The sequence below is a fragment of the Amycolatopsis orientalis genome, assembly GCF_000943515.2.
Taxonomy (GTDB): domain Bacteria; phylum Actinomycetota; class Actinomycetes; order Mycobacteriales; family Pseudonocardiaceae; genus Amycolatopsis; species Amycolatopsis orientalis.
In genome coordinates this window covers 7,104,839-7,128,147 of the sequence record NZ_CP016174.1, presented here as the reverse complement: position 1 = coordinate 7,128,147, position 23,309 = coordinate 7,104,839, and the positions used below count along the sequence as shown (strand labels likewise).

Sequence of the window (23,309 nt, the reverse complement as noted above, 5' to 3'; positions counted from 1 at the left end):
TTCTCACCCGTGCAGGCCGCACTCGGTCTTGCCCTGCCCGGCCCACCGGCCGCTGCGCGGGTCCTGACCCGGAGCGACCTTCGCAGTGCACGGCGCGCAGCCGATCGACAGATAACCGATGGACACCAACGGGTTCTCGAGGATCCCGTGCTCGTCGATGTAGTTCCTGAACTCCTCGTCGGACCACGGCGCGATCGGGTTGACCTTCACCAGCCCGTTGCGGTCGTCCCAGGTGACGATCGGCGTGTTCGCGCGGGTCGGCGCGTCGACGCGGCGGACGCCGGTCACCCACGCCGAGTACTTCGCGAGCGTGTTCCGCAGCGGTACGACCTTGCGGAGGTGGCAGCACTGGTTCGGATCGCGTTCGTGCAGCTTCGGGCCGTACTCCGCGTCCTGTTCGGCGACGCTCTGTGCGGCTTCGGCGTTGACGATCCGCACGCCGGGGTACACCGCCTGCACCGCGTCACGGGTGCCGATGGTTTCCGGGAAGTGGTAGCCGGTCTGCAGGAACAGGACGTCGACGTCGGGTTTGACCTGGGTGGCCAGATCGATCAGGACGGCGTCCTGCATGTTCGACGCGACGATGAAGTCGTCGCCGAAGGTCTCCGCGGTCCAGCGAAGGGCCTCGGTCGCGGTCGCTTCCGCGAGCTCCTTCGAGGCCCGTTCGGCGAGTGTCTTGTAGTCGGCAGTGGCGGTCATCCTTGCGACACCTCCGGAAAGGACAGTCCGAGGAACTTCACGGTGAAGACCCGGCGGCAGCCCGAGCACAGCCAGGAGCCGCCCTCTTCCGGCCGCAGGTCCTCATCGCCACAGAAAGGGCAGTAGTACGGGCTCGCTCGTTCGGTCACTGCAGGACGCTTTCCTCGGCCCGCGTGACCCACTGGGCGAAACGCTCACCGGGTTCGCGGCCGGCGATATACGCCCGCACGACCCGCTCGACGTAGGCGGTCAGCTCCGCCGCGGTCACCTTGTGCCCGCGCAGTTTCCGGCCGAATCCGGCGTCCAGGCCGAGCCCGCCGCCGAGGTGCACCTGGAAACCCTCGACCTGCTTGCCGTCGGAGTCGGTCACGATCTGGCCCTTGAGCCCGATGTCGGCGGTTTGGATCCGGGCGCAGGAGTTGGGGCAGCCGTTGAGGTGCACGGTCACCGGGTTCTCGATCTCGGACTGGATGTCGGCGAGGCGCTTCTCCAGTTCGGTGACCAGTTCGATCGCGCGGGCCTTCGTCTCGACGATGGCGAGCTTGCAGAACTCCAGCCCGGTGCAGGCCATGATCCCGCGCCGCCACGGCGACGGCTCGGTCTGCAGGCCCAGTTCGGCCAGCTCGCTCTTCAGCCCGCCGACCTCGGCCTCGGGGACGTCGAGGACCACGAGTTTCTGCTGCGGGGTGAGGCGGACGCGGTTCGATCCGGCGCGCTCGGCGGCCTTCGCGACGGCCAGCAGGGTGGCTCCGGAGACGCGGCCCGCGACCGGTGCGGCGCCGACGTAGAACCGGCCGTCGGTCTGCGGGTGCACGCCGACGTGGTCGATCTGGGTCGCGGGCACCTCGGGCGCGGGGCCGTCGGCCAGCTTCCGCTTGAGGTACTCGTCCTCCAGGACCTGGCGGAACTTCGCGGCGCCCCAGTCCTTCACCAGGAACTTGATGCGCGCACGAGCACGCAGGCGCCGGTAGCCGTAGTCACGGAAGACGCTGATCACGCCTTCCCAGACGTCGGGGACCTCGTCGAGTGAGACCCAGGCGCCGAGCCGCTGCCCGATCATCGGGTTGGTGGACAGGCCACCGCCGACCCAGACGTCGAAACCCGGTCCGTGCTCGGGGTGGTCGACGCCGACGAAGGCGACGTCGTGGATCTCGTGGGCGACGTCCTGCTGGCCGGAGATCGCGGTCTTGAACTTGCGCGGCAGGTTCGAGTAGCGCGGGTCGCCGATGTAGCGGCGCTTGATCTCGTCGATCGCGGGCGTGCCGTCGATGACCTCGTCGGCGGCGATACCGGCGACGGGGGAGCCGAGGATGACGCGCGGGCTGTCGCCGCAGGCCTCCATCGTGGTCATCCCGGCCTTCTCCAGCTTGGCCCAGATCGTCGGGACGTCCTCGATCTGGATCCAGTGGTACTGGATGTTCTGCCGGTCGGTGATGTCGGCGGTGTCGCGCGCGTGGGTCTGCGAGATCTCGGCGAGCACGGCCAGCTGGTCGGTGGTCAGCGCGCCGCCGTCGAGCCGGACCCGCAGCATGAAGTAGCGGTCGTCGAGCTCTTCCGGTTCGAGCGTCGCCGTGCGGCCGCCGTCGATCCCGGGCTTGCGCTGGGTGTAGAGACCGAACCAGCGGAACCGGCCGCGGAGGTCACCGGGGTCGATCGCGTCGAATCCGCGATGGGCGTAGATGTTCTCGATCCGCGCCCGCACGTTCAGCGGGTTGTCGTCCTTCTTGGACCGCTCGTTGGGGTTCAGCGGTTCGCGGTACCCCAGAGCCCACTGTCCCTCGCCCCGTTTCTGTTTGACCCGGGGGGTGCGGGCAGGCGTTTCGCGCGTGGGCGACGACATGGGAGTCCTCCGGCAGATCGTGGTGGTGGCGGGGAGTCAGCGGTTCGTCGCACAGAGCGCGCTCGCCACGCGACGGAGATCCACGTGGCGGCGGGCCACGAGGGTGATTCCGGCGCGGGTCATTCGTTCAGCGTGCCACGCGCCCACTATGTGGTCCAGGCCGGTCCGAATGCTGGGAACCTTGGTCAGTCGAGACTATTTTCGCTGGTCAGAGCCCATCTTTGGTCGTCAAGGCCGGGACGGTGGCGCGGCATTGTGACGCAGAACGCGCACGTCTCAAGACGGGAGGACGCGGTCCACGATGATCCGGATGACCTCTTCGTCGGAGACGTCCGCGAGTACCTCCGGCAGGGTGAGCCGTTCGACGGTGAGCCCGGTCAGCGCGAGATACATCAGCAGTACCTCGGCCCGGCCGCCCGGCATCCCCGCGGCGACGTGCCAGTCGACGCTCTGATCGATGCTCTCGCGGATCGTCTTGGTCAGCTCGGCCGCCAGATCCGGGCGGCGGGTGGCTTCGAGCCGGAGTTCGAGCAGGGCGAGATACGGCTCACGATGGCCGGTCAGCCTGCCCATCAGCTCGCCGAGCAGCACGCCGACCCGGTCGTGGGACGGCGTCTCGGCCTGCGGGTTCGCCATCACCTCGGCGGGGGCCGACAGCCGCTCGTGCACGCGGACGCCCACCTCGCCGAGCAGCTGGTCCCGGTTGCGGAAGTAGTTGGACGTCGTCCCCGGCGGCACCTCCGCCTCGACGTCCACGGCGCGATAGGTGAGTCCGCGGGCGCCCTCGCGGGCGAGGACGCTGATGGCGGCGTCGGTGAGGGCGGTCCGGCGCTCCGGGTTCTGTCGCATCGGGACATTCTCCTTGCCTCAGTCAAATCACTATGCCTATAGTACTACGCATCAAGTGGTTCGACTGGGAGGAAACACCAGATGCAACTCAGCGGTTTCGGTGCCTGTGTGCTCGTCGACGACATCGCCGAGACCACCGCCTGGTGGAAACGGCACCTGCAGTTGACGGTGACGATCGAGCTGGATTGGTTCTCCAGCCTCAACACGGGTGTGCCGGGCTATGAAATGAGCTTCGCGAAGCGCGGCCACAAAGCCACGCCGGAGCCTTGGCGCTCACAGGAGGCCGCCGGGTCGATGGTCGGCTTCATGGTCGCCGACGCGGCCGCCGAGTACGAGCGGCTGCGCGAGGAGGGCGTCAAGATCGTCACGGAACTCGTGGACGAGGAATTCGGCCAGCGGCACTTCTACATCGAGGACCTCAACGGCTTCCTGATCGACATCATCGAGGTGATCCCGCCGTCACCGGAGTGGCTGGCCGCGAACGGGTTGGCCTAGTACCGCTTCGGGTGAGTGGGGCCGCGCGTCACCGCTGTCGCCGCTAGCTTCGGTCTCCGATCCACACAGGACGGAGGAGTTGCGCATGCGCCGATGGGTGGTCGCCGCGATGGTGCTGGCGTCCCTGCTGATCCCGGGTACCGCTTCCGGGGCCGAGCAGGGCTGCAGGCTGGTCTCGCCCGAAGAAGGGGCGGTGCTGCCCAAGGGTGGCTCGTTCCGGTTCGAGGCGGTCGGCTGCTCGCCGAAGGCCCGGGGGCATCTGGCCAACGTCGTGCTGGTCGAGATGGCCATGAGCCGCGACGTCCGGGCCGACGAGAACGGCGACTGGTCGCTGGACTACGTGGTCAACGACTACTCGTTGAGCATGGAGACCCTGGTCTGGGTGCGCTTCGAGGACGGCACCCGCTCCACCTCGGTCAAGGTGCGCATCGCCGACAGATAGCGCGATCCGTGAAGGCCTCTTTCCCCGGGGAAGGAGGCCTTCACGGCGTGGGGGACACTGGGGTGTGCCCGCGTTGCTGCCCGAAACCACCACACCCGTCGACTCCGCGCTCCCCGAGAGCGCGCTGGAAGGGCTCGGCACGCGACCGTTCGGCGTCTACGTGCACGTCCCGTTCTGCGCGACCCGCTGCGGCTACTGCGACTTCAACACCTACACCGCCGGCGAGCTGGACAGCGGTTCGTCGCCGCAATCCTGGCTCGAAGGCCTCAAGCGCGAATTCGACCTGGCCGCGCGCGTGCTCGGGAAGCCGCCCGCGGTCGACACCGTCTTCGTCGGCGGCGGGACCCCGTCGCTGCTCGGCGCGGACGGCCTCCGCAGTGTCCTGGACGCGGTCCGCGACACGTTCGGGCTCGCCGCCGGTGCCGAGGTGACGACGGAGTCCAACCCCGAATCGACGTCCCCCGAGTTCTTCGCGGGCATCCGCGACGCCGGGTACACCCGGATCTCGCTCGGGATGCAGTCGGCCGCGGGGCACGTGCTGAAGATCCTCGACCGCGTGCACACCGTGGGCCGTCCCGTCGCGGCCGCCGAGGAGGCGCGCGCCGCCGGGTTCGAACACGTCAACCTCGACGTCATCTACGGCACCCCGGGGGAGCGGGTCGAAGACCTCCAGGCCTCGCTCGACGCGGTGCTGGCCGCGGGGGTGGACCACGTCTCGGCGTACGCGCTGATCGTCGAGGAGGGCACCGCGCTCGCGCGCCGGATCCGCCGCGGCGAACTGCCCGCCCCGGACGACGACGTCCTCGCCGCCGACTACGAGATGATCGACCGCGTCCTCGCTTCGGCGGGTTTGCGCTGGTACGAGGTGTCCAACTGGGCGACGTCGGAGGAAGCCCGCTGCCGGCACAACATCGGCTACTGGCGCGGCGGCGACTGGTGGGGCGCGGGACCCGGCGCGCACAGCCACGTCGGCGGTGTCCGCTGGTGGAACGTCAAGCATCCGGCCCGGTACGCGAGCGCGCTGGCCGCCGGGGAATCACCGGCCGCCGGTCGTGAACTGCTGACCGGCGAAGACCGGCATCTGGAACGCGTGATGCTGGAACTCCGGCTGTCCGAGGGACTTCCGCTCGACGCCCTCGACGACGACGGCCGGGCCGAAGCCCGCGCCGCCGCCGCCGAAGGGCTGCTCGATCAGTCCGCTTTGGACGGTCAGCAGCGCGCCGTGCTCACCGACCGGGGGCGGTTGCTGGCCGACGGTCTGGTACGCCGGCTCACCTGAGCGGCCGGACTCACGACAGCCCGAGTGCCCGGTCCACCCACCGGCCCACCGGCAGCGCGACGACGAGTGCCGCCAGTACCAGGTGCACGAGCATGAACGCGACCGCGGCCGGGACGCTCGGCGGCCCGCCGAGGAACACGATCATATGCGACGCCCACTTCAGCTCGGTCGGTTTCGTCCCGGCGGACCAGACGTCGTTGAGCGCCCAGAATGTCAGGTCGTTGGCACCCGAGATCACCACCAGGATCGCCGCGATCCCGGTCTTGAGCACGTTCGCCGTCCGGCCGCCGCCGAGCCGATAGGCCATCAGCCCGAACAGGACGATGAACGTCACGACGAACAGCTCGAACTGGTACACCGGCTGGAAGGCGTTCTCGTCGGTCGCGGCGTTGCGGGCGAACGCCTGGATCCGCATGACCAGCTCGGTGTCCAAATAGGACATGTAGACGAACACCGCGAGCACGATCAGCGCCGGACCCTGCTTGGTGCGGGGGAAGAGCGCCACCGTGGCGACCGCGAACACGAACGGGCACAGCTTGAACGCCCAATCCACGACGTTGTCCAGCGTCTGGTCCGGCGGCAGGATCACCATGATCAGCAGGGTGGTCACCACGGCCGGGACCGCGGCGACCAGCCACAGCCACTTGCGGTGGCGGTAGAGCGCGGGCACCCAGCCGGTCTTCGGCCCGGGTGCCGCGTCGGGCAGGGTGGCGGTCACAGGGTCTCCTTCTCCGCCCAGAACGGCCCGAGGGCGAGTCCGTCGACGTCGGTCTTCAGGTAGCAGGCCACGGCGTCGGCCGGGCTGGCGACGATGGGCTCGTTGTTGTCGTTGAACGAGGTGTTGACGACCATCGGTACCCCGGTGAGCTTCTCGAACTCGCTGATCATCCGGTAGTAGAGCGGATTGTCCGTCTTGCTCACCGTCTGCACGCGGGCGGTCCCGTCGACGTGGGTGATGGCGGGGACCTCGTCGCGTTTGTCCGGCAGGACGTCGAACACCAGCAGCATGACCGGCGACGGGTAGTCGCTGACGAAGTACTCGCCTGCCCGTTCCTCCAGGCACGACGGCGCGAACGGCCGGAACGCCTCGCGGTGCTTGACCTTCTCGTTCATCCGCGTCTTCGAGTCGGGGTCGCGCGGGTCGGCCACCAGCGAGCGGTTGCCGAGCGCGCGCGGCCCGCATTCCATCCGGCCCTGCACCCAGCCGACGATCTTGCCTTCGGCGATCTTCGCGGCCGTGTGCGCGGCGATGTCGTCGACCTTGGTGTAGGCGACCCCGGCGTCCTGCAGCGCCAGTTCCATCTCCGCCTCGGTGTAGTCCGGGCCGGTGTAGGTGTAGCCGTCGCGCGGACGCGGCTTGCCGAACGTGCCGACCGACACCTCCAGCGCGGATCCGAGCGCGCAGCCGTCGTCGGCCGCCGCGGGCTGGGCGAAGAAGTCCTCGAACGGCGTCTCCAGCAGCAGCCGCCCGTTCATCACGCTGTTCAGCGCGACACCGCCAGCCACCGAGAGCCGCTTCGACCCGGTCTCCCACTGCAGCCAGCGCGCCAGGTGCAGCCCGGCCTCCTCCAGCGTCACCTGCAGCGCGTAGGCGATGTCGCAGTAGTGCTGCGGTACGGGGTTCTCCGCGGTGACCCGGGTCTTCGCGCGGGCGGGACCGAACAGGTCGGTGAACTTCTTCGACATGACGTGCTTGCCGGTGCGGTGGTGCCCGAAGAAACTCAGGTCGAGTTCGTACCCGCCGTCGTCGTCGAGGTGGATCAGCTGCTTGAACGCGTCGACATAGGTGTCGTTGCCGAGCGGCGCCAGCCCCATGATCTTGCCTTCGTCCCGGGTGGGGTAGAAGCCGAGGTAGCCGGTGACCCCGGCGTACATCGCGCCCAGCGAATGCGGGAACTTGATCCGGCGGATGTCGATGATCCGGTTTCCCTTGCCGTGGCCCAGATAGGTCGCGGTCCCGTCGCTGCCGATACCGTCGAAGGTGAGCACCGCCGACTCTTCCCACGGCGAGATGAAGTACGCGCTGGCCGCGTGGGCCTTGTGGTGGTCGACAAGATGCGTCTTGAACTTCGTCGGCCCGGTCCACCCCGCGGCTTCCTTCACGTCCCGTTCGAGGGTGAAGGACCGTTTGATGTGCGCCAGCACCGCGCCGCCGACGTGATAGTCGTCGACCCCTTTGCCGCCACCGGTTTTGAAGGTCTCGACCATACCGGCCGAGGAGCCGCCCTCGTCACCGTTCGCGTTGCGGAACACCTCCAGCGTGCCGGGGAAATACCGCGCGAACACCTTCGCCGCGTGCACCCCTTCGCGCCAGCGCTGCCAGTAGTAGGCGACGTGGTCGACGTCGGCGAGCGTGATCCCGGCTCGGTCGAGGCAGAACCTGATGGCGTGCGCCGGAAAACCGCCGTCGTGCTTCACCCGGGTGAAGCGCTCTTCTTCGGCGAACGCGATGATCTCGCCGTCGCGCACGAGCGCGGCCGCCGAATCGTGGACCCTGCTGATACCCAGTACGTACATGTTCCTTCTCCAGTGCGACATTCAGAGTTCGGGGTGGTGGCGGCGCAGCAGCCGCCGGAGCACGGTGGCCCGTGCGCCGATGGCGAAGACGAGGGCGGCGAACCCGCCGACCGGGCCCATCGCCGGGACCAGCGCCGCCGCGGCCAGCGGGGTGGCGATCAGCCCGGCGATCGAGGCCGACGCGGTGAGGGTGAGGACCTTGCTGTTGGTGTTCTCGATCAGGAAGCCCGCGTAGAGCCGGACGGCGAACAGCACGGTTTCGGCCAGCACGAAGACACCGAGGACCAGGTAGGCGCCGGTGGTGCCTTCCGAGGTCAGCACCGCGCGGGCGGCGGGGATCGCCAGCGCGATCCCCACCGCGACGAGGAACACCAGCGCGCCCCACTCGACCAGTTTCAGCAGTTCCACCGCGCGAGCGCGGCCCGCCGCCGCGCCGCCGCCGCGCATCCGGCGTGAGATCGCGGGCTGATGCAACCTCAGCTGATAGAACAGCAACGAGCAGAACGCGCTGCTCGCCAGCAGGGCGACGTAGAACGGTCCACTGTCGACGGTCCGGCCCGCCAGCGCGAGCACGCCGAACACCGTCGACGTCGCCAGGACGTCGAGCACCTCGGTCATCCCCAGCAGGACGGTGGTCCGGCCGAACGCGGGCAGGAGCCGGTGCCCGTTCACCTTGCCCGGACGCAGCCATTCCTTCGGCAGCAGCGCGGCGGAGAACCCGAGGATGAGCAGGATCCCGCCGAGCAGCAGGCCGAGATGGGTCAGCGGCGACCAGCGGACGAACCACGTGCCCGCGGTCACCGCGCCGACCACCAGCGCGGCCGCGGTGAAGGCCAAGGCGTCCAAAGTGGACCTGCCGCGGAACCGGTGCAGCCCGGAGACGGTCATCAGCAGCCCGCCGGAGATCGACCAGCCTGCGGCCGTCAGGTACAGCGCGGCGTCCGACTCCGGGGCGAAGACCAGCGCGACCGCCATCGCCGCCAGCACCACGAGGACCGGCACGAACGCGACCCGCACGGCCAGCGCCGCGACCGCGTCCCGCGTCATCCGCAGGCGTGGCAGGCATTTCAGCGCCGACTTCTCCGCCGAGGACGGCACGAAATTCAGCCACGTCATCAAGCCGAGCGCGGTGGCGAACCGGCCGTAGTCGTGCGCCCCCCACGCGGTGACCAGGACCACGCCCATGGCCTGGATCGCCAGCCGGAAGACGCCCCGGCCGGCGAGCAGCCGGAGCACCATCGCCGGCTTCGGCGCCGCGATCGCCGCCGCGGCGGGGCCGCCGGTGAGCGAGGTACCGGTCAAGGGAGCGGCACCGCCATGCCCTGCTCGTCGAGCAGGAACTTCAGGGTGCCGCGCAGTTCGTCCTCCGCCGCGAGCACTTCGGGCACGGTCGGCGCCGAAAGCACGGCGTAGCCCATCTTGTACCCGGCCTGCTCGTACGGCTTCACGAAGGAATCCTGTTCCGCGAACAGTTCCAGACTGCTCACTGTCGGCATGGCGCGGACCTCTTCGGTGCCTTCGATCCGAAGAATCCGGCCACCGCGGTCGGAGGCGAGGATGTGCACCAGCGTCGGTCGCGGGGAACGGGGCGAGAGCACGACCTCGTCTCCGGTCGCGGCGGCGATCCCGGCGGCGATCAGATCGACGCCGGTGCTGAGTTCGATCGCCTCCGCCAGGCCGTTCCCGCCCATCCGGGCGCCCATTTCGATCAGGTAGAACTTCCCGTCGCGGCCGAGGACGGCGTCGAGGGTGAGCGGCCCGGTGCGATAGCCGAGTTCGGCGCACAGCGCGCCGAGCATCAGCGGCAGGGCGCGGTCGACCACCGGCGGCAGCCCGGCCGGCAGGAGATGCGACGCCGTCACGAAGAACGGCGGCGGGGGGAGGGTGCGCCGGGTGACCGCGTGGAAGACGATCCGGCCGTCGACCACGAGCGCCTCGATCGTGTAGTGCGAGCCGTCGAGGTGTTCCTCCACGACGAGCCGCCCCGACGGGGAGAACGCGAGCGACTCGGTGAACGCCGTGGTCAGCCCACCCGGGCTCGCGCACGAGACCACGCCGCGGCTCCCGGACGAGTCGACCGGTTTCACCAGCGTGGGGAACCGCAGCTGCTGCGCGGCGAGGACGAGGTCCGGCCCGGGTTTCCCGCCGACACTGCGATAGGTCGGCAAGCGCAGCCTGTCGCACAAGGCGCGGAAGACGGACTTGTCGACGGAAGCGGCGACGGCGGCTTCGGGCAGCGGGTCCGGCAGATTCCAGTGCCGGGTGAGCCAGGCGAGCGTGGGCAGCCCGACGTCGCTGGCCGGGCAGAGCACCCCGGCGATGTCGTCCCGTCCCTCCAACGCGGCCGCGATCTGTTCCGGCGCGCGGACACTGACCTGGACGAACTCGTCGGCGAGCGCCACCGCCGGCGCGGCCGCGCGGACGTCGACGCAGATGGTGCGGAAGCCCAGTTCCCGCGCCCGGTGGTACGTGCTGACCGAACCGTCGGCCCCGCCCAGGATGACCAGACTCCTCGGTGCCGCCGTGTCTTCGGTTTTCTTCACTCCCGCTTGCCTTTCCCCAGGATGGATCCCGGCTTCCGCCGGGGTGTAGAGCAGGTCGTCCTCGTCGACCGGGAAGTTGGCCTCCCTGATGTAGAACTGCCGTGGTCTCGGCTGACCAGCGCCGACCACGACCAGATAGCGGACGGTCAGCGCGAGCACCGTCAGCACCACGGAGAACAGGGCGAACGTCAGCGCCGAGGTGACGGGCAGGCCGAGCAGGCCGAACGCGGTCGCGATCCCCGCGAGCAGCGAGATCCCGGCGGTCGACAGCGCGGTCACCGACGCCGCCGTCGTCAGGCGCCGGGTGAATCCGACGAACAGTTCGATGGCGTGCGACGACAGGAAACCGAAGCCCACTTTGGACTCCCCGCGTTCCCGTGCGCGGTGTGCCACCGGGACGGTGGTGTAGCGGCTGGTCAGCTTGGGCACGGTGGCCAGGAAATACGGTGTCCCCAGGCGGAGATCGACGATCTTGCGGGCCAGTTCGGTCCGGACCAGGCGGAAGGCCGTCGCCCCCGGCGGGATTTCGATGCGCAGCACACGGCGGCCGAGGAAATGGAAGGCCGCGGTTCCCCAGCGGCGCACTAACGGATCTTGCCGGTTGGTGCGCACACCGAAGACGGCGTCATTCCCCTCTTCCGCCGCGGCGATCAATTTCCCCGCCTCGGAAGCCGGGAACTGTTGATCGGCGTCGATGTGCAAGATCCAGGGCTTACCCGCGTAACGATATCCCGCGGAAAAGGCGGCTTCGAACCCGAAATTGCGGGTGAAGGAGACGTATCGGACCCGGGGATCGGTATGCGCGAGCGCCCGGATGACGTCGAGTGTTCCATCCGTACTGCCATCGTCCACATAGAGCAGTTCGAGTGGGTGATTTCCCAACGCGGAGACGATCTCCTGGTACGACGGCTCGACGTTGTCGACTTCGTTGAAGCACGGGACGACTACGGTGAGTCCGCTTTGCGCGGGACCGGGGATCGACCGGCTCATCTGTCGATCCCCTGCGGTGAGTGCGCTATTGTGTTCACAGCGTCACTCGTGGTGAGTTCACGGTTCATGCGTCCCCTTGACCCCAGGCGGCCGGCAGATCGTGCCGACTCGAAAAGTTCCCGGTGTTATAGGCAGACTCGCTTTGTTCTCGCCAGGGTGTCCGGAAAATTCCTCCTTTCAGCTCAGTCGAAAAGGAGGGACTTCGCGGCGAGCCGGGTGAACTCGGCGCCATCTGTTCCCAAACCGGCGCGTATGACGCATGATTCCGCGCCATGTGGGAGTTGGGGGTGAACGCTGCCTGGCGGGCGGCCTATCGGCGGTCCGTGCGGTCGGCCTTCGCGACGGTGCCGTTCTACCGGGAGCGCTGGGCCCTGGACGGCAGAACGGATCCGGTGCTGGTACCCGGCCGGACCGGCACGGATTCCGGTGCGGCGCCGCTGGCCGAGGCCGTGCACAAGATCGTCGACCTGGTGCCGCTCGCCGGTGGCACGCGGCGGATCGAGTCGAATCGCGGGCTGGGCCCGGTGCTGCGCAAGGCACGGTCGGTGGACGGCGACGCGCTGGTCGTGGTCCTCGGCGGCGACGGCTTACGGCCCCCGGCGGACCTGCCTCGCGGGGTCCGGTGCTGTGTGGTGGATCCCGACGTCCCGTCGGCGGGGGTGCTCGCCGAACTGTCCGCCGCGCTCCGCCGGGGCCGCCGGGTGATCGCGGTCGGCGACGACAAGCAGCTCGCGGTGTTCGCCGCCGCGCTGCCCGAAGAACGCGCGTACCGGGTCGAGTCCGTACCGCGACGAGAACTGGACACAATGGACACCGGACCGTACGGCGTCCTGCACGATCCGGCACTGGGCTACCTCGGCGCGCTGGAACCCTGTGGCCGCTGGCATCTCGACTGGCCCCGCGTCTACGCCCGCCCCACCACGGGCGGGCTCGCGTTCACTTTGCTGCGCCAGGATTCGCCGCGGTTCGTGGACGTGCTCCCCGCGGGCGGGGTAGGTGGGGAGATCGCGCCCTGCCCCCGGCACGGGACCCCGGTCGTGCTCGCGTGAAGATCCGGTTCCACGATCCCCGCGCCGATCCCGTTGCCGAAGGCTGGCCGGAGTTCGTCCCCGCCGCCCGGCTGCATCCGGTGTGGGACTACGAGGTGATGGGCCTCGACGGCTGGACCGCGCGGAACCCGCCGGTGCTGGTCACCCTCGCCGACGGCGCCGGGATCGTCGCCGCGCTGTCGGTCCTGGTCTGCCGTCCCCGGCTGCGGCCCCGGTTCGCGCCCACGCCGGGACATCGGCTGCTGCGGCCGTTCTGGGCCGAGGTGTGCCAACCGTGGCTGAGCGGCTATCCGGGACTGGTGTTCGCGCCGCGGGTCGCCGCCGTCGAACGTCGTCCGTTGATCCGGGAGTTCGAACGCGCCCTGCGCAGGCGGCTCGGGCCGGGGTTGCTGGGAGTCCTGTACCGGGCAGTCGGGGAGGAGTTCGCGACGGACCTTCGCGGCCCCGGCAGGCTGGTGAAACACGTCGATTCGGTCGCGGTACTGAAGAACCGGTTCGGCTCGGAGGACGAGTGGATCGCGTCGCTGCCCAAGTCGCGGCGTGGCGGGCTCCGGCGGCAGCGGCGCAGGCTCGCGCTCGATTCCCGTACGATGCCGTCCGCCGCCTTCCTGCGGCGGTTCCTGCGGCGGCCGGACGTGCACACGCTGACCTACACCGGTGCCGACGGCAGGCTGCTCGCGGTGAACACCCTGCTCGATCGTCCGGACAGCCCGGTCAAACAGCATTGGGGCAAGCTGCCGGTGACCGAGGGCGGGCGCCAGGGCCTGCTGTTCGACTCCTGCATCCACGCCATGCGCTACGCCACGCGACGCGGCGTCAAGGAACTCGCCGCGGGGCGCGGGCTGCCCGAACTCAAGGCGACGCTGGGTTTCCGGGCGCGGCCGGTGTACACCGCGGCCGTGCCGAGGCCGGTACTGGGATGGTGACGATGAAGGTGGCGGCGCCGGGCACCGCGCTGGAGGTCGAGGTGCTCGACCCGAGGAACGCGGCCGAACCCGAAGGCTGGCGCGGTTTCCTGCGCCGGTCGAAGCTGTGGCCGGTGTGGGAGTACGAGGTCCTGCGCCGGGAGGCGTGGCTGGCGAAGAACCCGGCGGTACTCGCGGTGATCCGCCGGGGCGGCGAGATCGCGGGCGCGCTCACCGTCATGGTGTGCCGTGGCTGGCGGGCCGGTGACTTCGCGCCGGTTTCCGTCCGGGGCGGACGGTTCCGGCCGCGCTGGGCCGAGGCCTACCTCTGGCAGCTCAGCGGATACCCGGCCTGTGTACTCGACGACCGGCTGGACGAAGCCGAGCGACGGCAGGCGATCCGCCGGTTCGAGCAGGCGCTCTGCGCTCATCTCGGCCCGGGGCTGCTGGGGTTGATCTACCGTGCGATGAACCCGGAGCTCCTGCCCGCGCTGGACGGACGCGGCCGCGTCTCCCGCGAGATCGATCCGGCCGCCGTCCTGTCCAACACTTACTCCACTGTGGACGATTGGGAGCGGGGACTCGGCGACCAGACGCGGAAGACCCTGTACGGCCTGCGGGTCGACGAAGACCTGCGGACCGAAGCCGGATCCGCGCGAACGGATCTGGACGTCCATGAACTGTCCGTCCTGCTCAACGCCCACCGGGCCAGGCAGGACGACCGGGCCTGGGCCGAGGGACAGCGCTCCCGGTTCGGCGGGCTGCACCTGGACACCCGGAGCCCGATCGCACCGTCCTATCTGGACGCGCTCGTGCGGCGTACGGATGTGATCACCCGCACCTATCGCGACGGATCCGGGCGGCTGCTGGGTTTCGGCACGCTGTTCGACGCCGAGGACGGGTGCGCGCTGCATCAGTGGGCCGCGCTGCCGAGCGCGGGCGGCGGAAGGAAAGGCCTCTATGTCGACTTCTACGCCAGGGGAGTGGAACACATGATCGCCGGCAAGCGTCCCGAACTGACCGCGGGCCGGGCCATGCTGACCGCCAAGTCGGCGCTCGGCTTCGGCACCCGCGCCCTGGTGTCGGTCGCCGTACCGAGACCGGTGCTCGGCCGATGACCTGGCAGGTGCGGGTACTCGACCCGCGCACCGATCCGGAACCCGAGGGCTGGGCGGACTTCCTCGTCGCGCAACAGGCGCCCGTCCCGTGGGACTACCACTTGCTCCGCGTGGAGTCGCGGTTCTCCCGCAGTCCCAACGTGCTCACCGTGATCAGCGACGGCGGCGAGATCGTCGCCGCGGTACTGGCGATGCTGTGCGCACCCGTGTCCCCGGAACGGCCGGGCCAGGTGCGCGGGGTGGCGAGACTGGGGCCGCGCTGGGTCGAGGTCCAGCACGCGTGGCTTTCCGGGTCCCCGCCGTGGCTGTTCGCGGACGGGGCCGACGCCGCCGACCGGCGGGAGATCATGCGGCGGTTCGAGCGGGCCGTCTGCCGGTTCACCGGCCCCGGCTGCCTCGGCGTCGTCTACCGGACCGTGCCGCCGGACGCGCTCGGCATGGTGTCCGGCCGGGGCAGGCCGGTGCGGGACACGATGCCGACTTCGGTGCTGGAGAACAGATTCGTCGACGTCGACGGCTGGCTGGCGTCCCTGCGCCGGAGCAGGCGGCTGAGCCTGCGCGGCCAGGCGAAGAAGATCGCGGCGGATCCGGACGTCGTCGTCCGCACCGAGGCCGCCCGCACCGATCTGGACGCCCTCGAACTCGCCACCCTGCTGCGCGAGCACCGGGCGCGGATGGGGGCGGTGAAATTCGACCGGCGGGGCCCGATCACCGCCGAGTACCTGGGCGAACTCGTCCGCAGGCCGGACGTGATCACCTCGACCTACCACGACGCGGCGGGACGGCTGCTCGCGTTCACCAACGTGCTCGACCATCCCGTGGCGCCGCTGCACCAGCACTGGGCCGCGGTGGCCCCGGAGGAAGGGCGGCCGAAGCACCTGTACTTCGAGGCCGTCGTCCGGAACGTGCGCTACATGATCGAAGGCAACCGCAAATCCCTGTCGATGGGCCGCGGACTGACCGAGCTGAAGGCCACCCTGGGTTTCCAACCGGTTCCGCTGCTCGGGGTCATCGTGGCCAGGCCGGTGACCCGATGGTGATCGAGGTGCTCGACCCGCGGCGTGATCCGGAGCCCGCGTACTGGGGCGCGCTGCGGGCCAAGGCCGGTCTGCGCGCGGACTGGAGCTGGGAGGTGCTCACCACCCAGGCGTGGTCCGCGCGGACCGCGCAACCGATCGCCGTCCTGCTCGAAAACGGTGTGCCGGGTGGCGTGGTCAGCTCCGCGTGGGTCACCGGACTCACCCGACGGCACCGGTTCGCCCGGCCGTCGGGACGCGGGCGGCTCGGCGGGCTCGACATCCGCGCACCCGGTTCCGGGGCGATACCGGGCTGGTGGTTCGACGCCGAGGACGACGACGGCGGGGTCGCCCGCCTGCTGGAGTCGTTCGTCCCGGCGATGCGGGCCGAACTCGGCTTCGGCCTGCGAGGGCTCCTGATCCGGCAGGTCGGTGAGTCCGGAGTGGACAGTGTCCGGGGCAGGCTGAAGATGGTGCGCCGGACCGAGGACATCGCCGTGCTCGACGTCTCGCCCTTCACCTGCCGGGACGATTGGATGTATTCCCTGGCCAGGAAGCGGAAGCAGAACCTGCGCAAGATCTTCCGTACCTTCGACGCCGATCCCTCGGTGGAGGTCCGGATACGGCCCGGTGCCGAGGCCGATCCGGTCGAGGTCGCGGAACTGCTGCGGTACAACGAAACCAAGCACCACGACGTGCCGATCGTGCCGCTCCCGGCGTTCGTGGGGTATGTGAGCGCGCTGCTGCGGCAGCCGGACGTGCACGTCGTCGAGTACCGCGAGACCACCACGGGCCGGGCGCTCGCCGTCGCGACCGTCCTCGACCATCCGACCCTGCCGATCGCCCGCCATTGGGCGGCGCTGCCCCCCGAACTGGGCGGGCGGCCCAATCTGTACTTCCATTTCTACGGCGAGGCCGTGCGCTGGGCGGTGGAGGCCGGGCGGCCCGAGGTGGTGTTCGGCAAGAAGATGTCGGAGATGAAGGCGTCGCTCGGGGCCCGGCTGGTGCCGCAGTACGCGGCCGCGATCGCCCTGCTGCCGTGAGCGGGGTTGTTCCCGGCCCGGTCCGTGAAGGCCTCCTTCACTACCTTCAGGGTAGGGAAGGGGCCCTTCACGGACTTGGTGATCGCCACAGATGACACACCAGCACCAGTAGTCACGGCAGCGACGCGTGAAGGCCCCCTTCCCTCGGCTCAGCCGAGGAAACTCGGCCTTCACGCACTCCCGCGAACCCAAGACGCCGGCGACCGGGCTGATCAAGCCTCGTGAGTGGTAATGGGGTTAGAGCCCAGCCCGGTCCGTGAAGGCCTCCTTAAGGGAACCAGAGTCCCTCAAGGAGGCCTTCACGGACTTGGTGACCCAAGGCACCGGCGACCGAGCTGGTCAAGTCTCGTGAGTGGTAATGACGGTTAGAACCGTCATTACCACTCACGAGTCCATTCGGGACCGTGCGAGGCCGCTCAGGAACAGGTCGATGGCGAACTCGAACCGTTCCTGCGCGGTCTCCGCGGAGAAGTACTCGCCCGCCCCCAGCAGATTCGGGAACGTGCCCGGCGGGAACGACGTCATGTACTCGACCATCTGCCTGCCGCGTTCCTCCTGCATGGTGACGTCGACGTCGCCGTACTGCCAGCCGGCGCCTTCGTAGGCGTAAGCCTTGGTGTAGAGCCACAACGCGTCGGCCGCGAACAGGGCGCGCTTCAGGTCCAGCCCGCCCGCGCGCAGGACGGCGAGCATCGCCTCCGCCTGGTGCAAGGCGTTCGCGCCGGTCGGGACCTGGATGGCCCACGCGATCTTCGCGATCCCGGGGAATGCGGTCAGCGCCCGCACGTTCTGCCGCAACAGTTCCTTCACCTGGTCGATCCAGCGGTCCGGATCGGGCTCGGGGATCGGGCCGAAGTCGAGGACGTGATCGACCATCAGCTCGTGGAGCTCTTCCTTGTTCGCGACGTGGGCGTAAAGCGACGCCGGGCCGGTCTCCAGCGCCTGCGCCCCCCGCCGCATGCTCACCGCCTCCAGCCCCTCGGCGGCGAGGAGGTCCAGTGCCGTCTTCACCACGAGCTCCTGGGACAGCACGGGTTTCTCGGCGCGACGCCGGGGCCTGCTCACTTCGTTCGCCTCCTGATCCGGGGTTCGCCGGGAACTCTACTTGACGCGAACGGTGTTCGTCTGTAGAACGGTGTTCGTAACACGAACAGTGTTCGTCCAACTGGAGGGCATCATGACCGAATCCCGCACCGAAGTCCTGGCCGTACTGACCCGCCTCGCCGACGCGTGGAACGAGGGCGACGCCGCCGCGTACGCGCGGTTGTTCACCGAAGACGCCGACTACGTGACGTTCTTCGGGATGAACATGCCGGGCCGCGCGGTCATCGAAAGCGCGCACCGGGCGCTGTTCGAGGGGCCGCTCAAGGGATCGAAGCTGGCCGGCGGCGGCGAGCCCAAGGTCCGGTTCATCCGGCCGGACGTCGCGATCGTCGTGGCAGGCGGTGGGTCGTCGCGGGCGGGTGGCAAGCCCGAACCGGGCCGGGAATCGACGCTGACGTATGTGCTCGTGAAGGAATCCGACGGCTGGCGCGTCGCGTCGTTCCAGAACACGCGGGTGAGCGACCCGGCCGCCAGGGTTTGATCGGATGACGGGAGACCCGGCCCGGTCAACCGGCATAGGGCGTACGCTCGGTTAGGTTGACCTAAGCCGCAGGAAAGGAATCGCGCATGGCCGAGGCGCGGAGGCCGGTGTCGGGGACCCGCTTGCGGGTGCTGCGTACCGAGCGGATCACCCCGCATATGGTCCGGATCGTGGCGGGGGGCGAAGGGATCGCCTCGTTCCAGCCGAACGAATTCACCGACGCCTACGTCAAGGTGCACTTCCGGGTCCCCGGTGTCACCTATCCCGAGCCGTTCGACCTGGCGCGGGTCCGCCAAGAACTGCCGCGCGAGCAGTGGCCGCGGATGCGTTCCTACACCGTCCGGGCCTTCGACCGGAATCTCGGTGAGCTGGTCCTCGACTTCGTCCACCACGGTGACGAGGGGGTCGCCGGACCGTGGGCGGCCGCCGCGAAACCCGGCGACGAACTGCTGATCTCCGGTCCCGGCGGGGCGTACCGGCCGGGCGAGGAGGCCGACTGGCATCTGCTCGCCGGGGACGAGAGCGCCCTGCCGGCGATCGCCGCGTCCCTCGAGGCGATGCCGGCGGGCGTTCCCGCGCACGCCGTCATCCTCGTGGAGGACGCCGCCGAGGAGCAGTCGCTGACCACCAAGGCCGACGCGCGGATCACCTGGCTGCACCGGAGCCGCGGCGACGATCTCGCGGCCACCGTCCGCGCGCTGGACTGGCCGGAGGGTGTCGTGCAGGCGTTCGTCCACGGCGAGGCAGGGTTCGTCCGCGACCTGCGCCGCCATCTGCTGGACGACCGGGGGGTGCGGCGCGACCTGCTGTCGATCTCCGGATACTGGCGGATCGGGAAGACCGACGAGGCGTGGCGACTGGAGAAGCAGGCCGAGCGGAACGCGTAGCCTCGGTCACATGCTCGAGCTGAAGGTGGACGTCGACCCGGCCGAGGTGGGTTTCGACGCGGAACGGTTGAAGCGGATCGACAGGCATTTCGACGGGTACCTGGAGCGGAAGCTGCTTCCCGGATACCTGGCCGTGGTGAGCAGGAACGGGAAGATCGCGCATCTCGCGTCGAACGGGTCACGCGACATCGAGGCCGGGCTGCCGGTCGAGACCGACACGATCTGGCGCGTCTATTCGATGACGAAACCGGTCACCTCGGTCGCCGCGATGATGCTCGTCGAAGAGGGGCTCATCGACCTCGCCGACCCGATCGCGCGGTGGCTGCCGGAATTCGCGGAACCACGGGTCTTCACGAAGGGCTCGTCCGTCCGGATGGCGACCGAGCCCGCCACCGAGCCGATCCGGCTCTGGCATCTGCTCACTCACACCGCGGGCCTCACCTACGGTTTCCACCGCACGCATCCGGTCGACGCGCTCTACCGGGAGGCCGGGTTCGACTGGGGGATGACGCCGGGGCTCGACCTGGCCGGGGTCTCCGAAGCGATCGCACGACTGCCATTGCTGTTCCAGCCCGGTTCGGAATGGAATTATTCGGTCGCGACGGACATCCTCGGCAGGCTCGTCGAGGTCGTCTCCGGCCGGTCCCTCGACACCTTCTTCGCCGAGCGGATCTTCACGCCGCTCGGCATGCACGAGACCGGTTTCCAGGCCGACCCCGGTGCCCTCGACCGGCTGGCCGCCCTCTACGTGCCCGATCCGAAGACCAAGGCGCCCCTGCGGCACGACGTGATGGGCGCCGTCGGCCGGGTCGCGCCCACGTGTCTCTCCGGCGGTGGCGGCCTGGTCTCCACGGCGGGCGACTACCACCGTTTCACGCAGATGTTGCTGCGCGGCGGCGAACTCGACGGCGTCCGGCTGCTCGGCCCGCGCACGGTGCGGCTCATGGCGAGCAACCATCTGCCCGGCGGCGTGGATCTGGAGACCTACGGGCGGCCCTCGTTCTCCGAGGCGCCCTACCACGGTTTCGGCTTCGGACTGGGCTTTTCCGTGCTCGACGACCCGGTGAAGGCCAAGACCACCGCCAGCGCCGGGGAATTCGCCTGGGGCGGCGCGGCCAGTACCGCCTTCTGGGTCGATCCGGCCGAGGACGTCACGGTGCTGTTCCTCACCCAGCTGCTGCCGTCGTCGTCCTATCCGATCCGCGTCGAACTGCGTCATCTGGTCTATCAGGCGCTGGTCGGCTGATCCTCTTCGGGCAGTCCATCAGGCGAATCCTTTACCGCGCAAGGAAACCCGGCCAGACTGGGGATCTTCACGCGGAAGGGGAACCATGCGCCGGATCGTGGTGGTCGGGGCCGGTCAGGCCGGTTTGGTACTGGCCTTGGGCCTGCAGAAACACGGATACGCCGTCACGGTGGTCACCGACCGCGACGCCGAGACGATCCGTGACGGCAGGCTCATCTCGAACCAGTGCGTGTTCCACCCCGCGCTGACGAGGGAACGCGCGCTGGGCATCAACTTCTGGGACGGGCGGGCCCCGGAGATCCTCGGCGCGTCGTTCGGACTCGCCGGGGACACCCCGGAGCCCGCCGTCTCGTGGCAGGCCCGGTTCGACCACCCCGCGCAGTCGGTCGACCAGCGGGTCAAGGTGTCCGCCTGGCTGACCGCCTTCGCCGAACGCGGCGGTGAGGTGCGGATCGGCAAGGTGACCCCCGACGGGCTGGAGGAGTACGCCCGCGAGTTCGAACTCGTGCTGGTCGCGGCCGGCCGGGGTCCGCAGTTCGACGGCCTCTTCCCCCGTGACGACCGGCGTTCTCCCTACCGCGAGCCGCAGCGGACCATCGGGATCATGTACCTCGTGTCCGGACGCGACGAGCCGCTTCCGGTGTACCCGGGCCTGACGTTCGGGCTGTCGCAGGCCGGTGAACTGTTCGGGTTGCCGATCCTGTCCGTGCGCGGGCCCGTTTTCGGTCTCGGGTTCTTCGGCGTGCCCGGCGGGCCGATGGACGTCTGGGACGACGTCACCGGACCCGAAGAGCACTTCGAACGCGCGATGGCCTTGCTGCGCAAGCAGTTCCCCTGGGTCGCGGAATCGCTCGCCGACGCCCGCCCGAGCGGGCCACTGGACTCCCTGCGCGGCCGTGTCCTGCCGATCGTGCGTGACCCGGTCGGGACACTGCCGTCCGGGGCGAAGGTGCTCGCGATGGGCGACACCGCGGTGACGAACGACCCGATCGCCGGACAGGGCGCGAATATGGCGGCGCACGCGGCCGCGGTCTACGAGCGGAGCATCCTCGACCACGGGGACCGCCCGTTCGACGAAGCGTTCCAGCGCCGGACTTTCGCTGAATACTGGGAAAAGGCGCAGCACGCGACCCGGCTGAGCAACGATCTGCTCGCTCCTCCGCCGGATCACGTGCTGGCCACCCTGGAAGCCGCGCAGACGGTGCCCGAGGTGGCGCACCGGTTCGCGGGGATCTTCTCCGACCCCGCCGACTACGCCGCTTGGCTGACCGACGAGGAAACCGCCCTGAGCTACCTGGCGTCGAAGGGCGCGTGATCCGGGGCGCAGACGGTGCCACGCGCCGGAAGACGTCCGAAGGTCAGGTAAGCGTCGAGTGCCGCGTCGACGCAGGCGCTGCGGTTCGCGGCGCCGTGGCCCCAGGCGTCGAGGGTGAGGAGCCGGGCGTTGCCGAGGATCCGTTCGGTCCGGACCGCGCCGGCGTACGGCGTCTCCGGATCGCCTTTACCGTTGGCCAGCAACAGGATCGGCGCGGTCGGGCGGTTCCACGGTCCGGTGTGGCGCGCCGGGTCGACGGCGGGCCAGAAGGCACACGGTAGCGAGAGATACGCGTCGTACGAACCGAACCCGCGGCTTTCCCGGTCGGCCGCGCGTGCCGCCTTCGGCCAGGCGGCCGGGTCGCGCGGGTTCGTCGTGTCGGCGCAGAGGGTCCCGCCGCCGCCCAGTGCCGAGTCGAACGGCGTCGCGATGGCCTTCGTCGCGACGGGTTTCGTCGCGGTCTGGAGGAACTCCGCCAGCGCGGGTGAGTTCCTTTCGTCGGTCAGCGCGTTGTGGGTGCGCCGGATGACCTCCTGGTAGGTGATCGGTCCCGGGGTGGCTTCGAGCCGGTCGAGGAGCGCGTCGTACTTGGCCCGCAGGTCCGTGCCCGGCTCACGGAACGCGCACCGGGTGTCGGCCGCGCACGCGTCGAGGAACGCCTGAAGGGCGCGGTCCGCGTCCCGGAAACCGCCGAGCCTGGCGCTGAACGGGACGTTCGCGTCCTCCGGGCGGTGGCCGGTCGCCCAGGCGATCGGATCGTTGACGGCGTCCAGCGCCAAGGCGCCGACGCGCCGCGGGAACAGGTTGGCGTACACCTCGCCGAGGTAGGTGCCGTAGGAAAGCCCGTAGTAGCGCAGGCGGGGGTCGCCGACGGCCGCGCGCAGCCTGTCGAGGTCCCTGGCGACGTTCGCGGTCGACAGGTGATTCAGCAGCGGCCCGGCGTTGCGCCCGCACGACGCGGCGACTTCGCGGACGTCGGCGAAATGCCGGGTCTCCTGTTCGGCGGTGATCGGGAAGGTGCCCAGGATCCGTTTGAGCGGCTCGGTTTCGGCGTCACTGGTGAAGCAGCGGACCGGGGTACTGGCACCGACGCCGCGCGGGTCGAAGCCGACGATGTCGAACTGCCGGTGCAGGGACGGGGTCTGGAACCTGCTGAAACGGCCGGGGTTCCCGGGGCCGCCGGGGTTGGTGAAGATCGTGCCGCGTTTGTGCTTCTGGTCCGTCGCCGGGAGACGGCCGAGCGCGAGGGTGATCCGGGGGCCGTCCGGGTCCTGATAGGACAACGGGACCTCGATCTCCGCGCAGTCGTAGCCGGGTGGCGAACCGGACGGGCACGGGCCCCAGTCGAGTCCCCGTGGCGCGGCCGAGACCGCGGGCGCGAGGGTGACGGCGGCGAGGGCGGTGACGGTGAACACGGTGGCGATGCGGAATCTGGTCACCGGCCCAGCGTTCCGCCTCGCGGGCGGGCGGTCCCTGGTGCGAATACCCGGA

At 69.7% G+C, this 23,309-nt stretch carries 23 protein-coding genes and 2 pseudogenes; 12 read left to right on the top strand and 13 right to left on the bottom strand.

Annotated features, from left to right (window positions below; all coding sequences use genetic code 11):
* Window positions 1-3 precede the first annotated feature (3 nt).
* The 5 genes from SD37_RS30955 to SD37_RS30940 form a co-directional block, all read right to left on the bottom strand.
* Window positions 4-699: a phosphoadenylyl-sulfate reductase gene (locus SD37_RS30955; protein WP_044856014.1), complete on the bottom strand. Its 696-nt coding sequence runs from the start codon at window positions 697-699 to the stop codon at window positions 4-6.
* Window positions 696-848: an eL43 family ribosomal protein gene (locus SD37_RS30950; RefSeq protein ID WP_037310587.1), complete on the bottom strand. Its 153-nt coding sequence runs from the start codon at window positions 846-848 to the stop codon at window positions 696-698. The genes SD37_RS30955 and SD37_RS30950 overlap by 4 nt, the downstream gene beginning before the upstream one ends.
* On the bottom strand, window positions 845-2,539 hold the full coding sequence (locus SD37_RS30945) for a nitrite/sulfite reductase (RefSeq protein WP_044856015.1): 1,695 nt from the start codon (window positions 2,537-2,539) through the stop codon (window positions 845-847). The genes SD37_RS30950 and SD37_RS30945 overlap by 4 nt, the downstream gene beginning before the upstream one ends.
* 36 nt (window positions 2,540-2,575) lie before the next feature.
* Window positions 2,576-2,662 carry a putative leader peptide gene (locus SD37_RS44345; protein ID WP_360907593.1) on the bottom strand — a complete coding sequence of 29 codons (87 nt, stop codon included), beginning with the start codon at window positions 2,660-2,662 and terminating at the stop codon, window positions 2,576-2,578.
* Window positions 2,663-2,815: 153 nt separating this feature from the next.
* Window positions 2,816-3,388: a TetR/AcrR family transcriptional regulator gene (locus tag SD37_RS30940; RefSeq protein ID WP_044856016.1), complete on the bottom strand. Its 573-nt coding sequence runs from the start codon at window positions 3,386-3,388 to the stop codon at window positions 2,816-2,818.
* A gap of 81 nt (window positions 3,389-3,469) precedes the next feature.
* On the opposite strand from SD37_RS30940, the gene SD37_RS30935 reads away from it, so the two are divergent.
* The 3 genes from SD37_RS30935 (at window position 3,470) to hemW (ending at window position 5,604) form a co-directional block, all read left to right on the top strand.
* Window positions 3,470-3,883 (top strand): VOC family protein, encoded by a 414-nt coding sequence (locus SD37_RS30935; RefSeq protein ID WP_044856017.1) that lies wholly within the window; start codon window positions 3,470-3,472, stop codon window positions 3,881-3,883.
* Window positions 3,884-3,968: 85 nt separating this feature from the next.
* Window positions 3,969-4,325: a hypothetical protein gene (locus SD37_RS30930; protein WP_044856018.1), complete on the top strand. Its 357-nt coding sequence runs from the start codon at window positions 3,969-3,971 to the stop codon at window positions 4,323-4,325.
* Between the two features lie 64 nt (window positions 4,326-4,389).
* On the top strand, window positions 4,390-5,604 hold the full coding sequence (gene hemW, locus SD37_RS30925) for a radical SAM family heme chaperone HemW (RefSeq protein ID WP_044856019.1): 1,215 nt from the start codon (window positions 4,390-4,392) through the stop codon (window positions 5,602-5,604).
* 10 nt (window positions 5,605-5,614) lie between these two features.
* Here the strand turns inward: hemW and SD37_RS30920 are convergent, their stop codons facing one another.
* The 6 genes and pseudogenes from SD37_RS30920 to SD37_RS44330 form a co-directional block, all read right to left on the bottom strand.
* Window positions 5,615-6,322 carry a hypothetical protein gene (locus SD37_RS30920; protein ID WP_044856020.1) on the bottom strand — a complete coding sequence of 236 codons (708 nt, stop codon included), beginning with the start codon at window positions 6,320-6,322 and terminating at the stop codon, window positions 5,615-5,617.
* Window positions 6,319-8,121: a carbamoyltransferase family protein gene (locus SD37_RS30915; protein ID WP_044856021.1), complete on the bottom strand. Its 1,803-nt coding sequence runs from the start codon at window positions 8,119-8,121 to the stop codon at window positions 6,319-6,321. The genes SD37_RS30920 and SD37_RS30915 overlap by 4 nt, the downstream gene beginning before the upstream one ends.
* A 21-nt stretch (window positions 8,122-8,142) precedes the next feature.
* A complete protein-coding gene (locus tag SD37_RS30910; protein WP_044856022.1) occupies window positions 8,143-9,423 on the bottom strand; it encodes a hypothetical protein in 1,281 nt (426 codons plus the stop codon).
* Window positions 9,420-9,812, bottom strand: coding sequence for a hypothetical protein (locus SD37_RS44340; RefSeq protein WP_418189831.1), 393 nt, complete (start codon window positions 9,810-9,812; stop codon window positions 9,420-9,422). Before SD37_RS44340 ends, SD37_RS30910 begins: the two co-directional genes overlap by 4 nt.
* A pseudogene (locus SD37_RS44335) lies at window positions 9,810-10,211 on the bottom strand (ATP-grasp domain-containing protein); the annotation flags it as partial. The pseudogene SD37_RS44335 and the gene SD37_RS44340, both read right to left, overlap by 3 nt.
* A gap of 483 nt (window positions 10,212-10,694) precedes the next feature.
* Window positions 10,695-11,654: pseudogene (locus tag SD37_RS44330) on the bottom strand (glycosyltransferase family 2 protein); the annotation flags it as partial.
* Between the two features lie 323 nt (window positions 11,655-11,977).
* On the opposite strand from SD37_RS44330, the gene SD37_RS30900 reads away from it, so the two are divergent.
* The 5 genes from SD37_RS30900 to SD37_RS30880 are packed head-to-tail and all read left to right on the top strand — an operon-like array spanning window position 11,978 to window position 16,785.
* Entirely contained in the window at window positions 11,978-12,703 is a 726-nt protein-coding gene (locus SD37_RS30900) for a hypothetical protein (protein ID WP_044856056.1), read from the top strand.
* On the top strand, window positions 12,700-13,629 hold the full coding sequence (locus SD37_RS30895; RefSeq protein WP_044856024.1) for a hypothetical protein: 930 nt from the start codon (window positions 12,700-12,702) through the stop codon (window positions 13,627-13,629). The genes SD37_RS30900 and SD37_RS30895 overlap by 4 nt, the downstream gene beginning before the upstream one ends.
* Entirely contained in the window at window positions 13,623-14,726 is a 1,104-nt protein-coding gene (locus SD37_RS30890) for a hypothetical protein (protein WP_044856025.1), read from the top strand. Before SD37_RS30895 ends, SD37_RS30890 begins: the two co-directional genes overlap by 7 nt.
* On the top strand, window positions 14,723-15,766 hold the full coding sequence (locus tag SD37_RS30885; protein ID WP_065913021.1) for a GNAT family N-acetyltransferase: 1,044 nt from the start codon (window positions 14,723-14,725) through the stop codon (window positions 15,764-15,766). Before SD37_RS30890 ends, SD37_RS30885 begins: the two co-directional genes overlap by 4 nt.
* Window positions 15,760-16,785 carry a GNAT family N-acetyltransferase gene (locus SD37_RS30880; RefSeq protein ID WP_145926772.1) on the top strand — a complete coding sequence of 342 codons (1,026 nt, stop codon included), beginning with the start codon at window positions 15,760-15,762 and terminating at the stop codon, window positions 16,783-16,785. Before SD37_RS30885 ends, SD37_RS30880 begins: the two co-directional genes overlap by 7 nt.
* Window positions 16,786-17,169: 384 nt before the next feature.
* Here the strand turns inward: SD37_RS30880 and SD37_RS30875 are convergent, their stop codons facing one another.
* On the bottom strand, window positions 17,170-17,850 hold the full coding sequence (locus SD37_RS30875; protein WP_145926771.1) for a TetR/AcrR family transcriptional regulator: 681 nt from the start codon (window positions 17,848-17,850) through the stop codon (window positions 17,170-17,172).
* A gap of 112 nt (window positions 17,851-17,962) precedes the next feature.
* Between SD37_RS30875 and SD37_RS30870 the strand changes: the two genes are divergently transcribed.
* The 4 genes from SD37_RS30870 (at window position 17,963) to SD37_RS30855 (ending at window position 21,818) form a co-directional block, all read left to right on the top strand.
* Window positions 17,963-18,370 carry an SgcJ/EcaC family oxidoreductase gene (locus SD37_RS30870; RefSeq protein WP_044856059.1) on the top strand — a complete coding sequence of 136 codons (408 nt, stop codon included), beginning with the start codon at window positions 17,963-17,965 and terminating at the stop codon, window positions 18,368-18,370.
* 86 nt (window positions 18,371-18,456) lie between these two features.
* Complete coding sequence (locus SD37_RS30865) at window positions 18,457-19,257, top strand: siderophore-interacting protein (RefSeq protein ID WP_044856027.1); 801 nt, start codon at window positions 18,457-18,459, stop codon at window positions 19,255-19,257.
* Window positions 19,258-19,267: 10 nt separating this feature from the next.
* Entirely contained in the window at window positions 19,268-20,503 is a 1,236-nt protein-coding gene (locus SD37_RS30860) for a serine hydrolase domain-containing protein (RefSeq protein ID WP_044856028.1), read from the top strand.
* A gap of 85 nt (window positions 20,504-20,588) precedes the next feature.
* On the top strand, window positions 20,589-21,818 hold the full coding sequence (locus SD37_RS30855; RefSeq protein ID WP_044856029.1) for a styrene monooxygenase/indole monooxygenase family protein: 1,230 nt from the start codon (window positions 20,589-20,591) through the stop codon (window positions 21,816-21,818).
* Here the strand turns inward: SD37_RS30855 and SD37_RS30850 are convergent.
* Window positions 21,794-23,257, bottom strand: coding sequence for an alpha/beta hydrolase (locus SD37_RS30850; RefSeq protein ID WP_083255131.1), 1,464 nt, complete (start codon window positions 23,255-23,257; stop codon window positions 21,794-21,796). The two genes, SD37_RS30855 and SD37_RS30850, sit on opposite strands and share 25 nt — an antisense overlap.
* Between the last annotated feature and the right edge of the window lie 52 nt (window positions 23,258-23,309).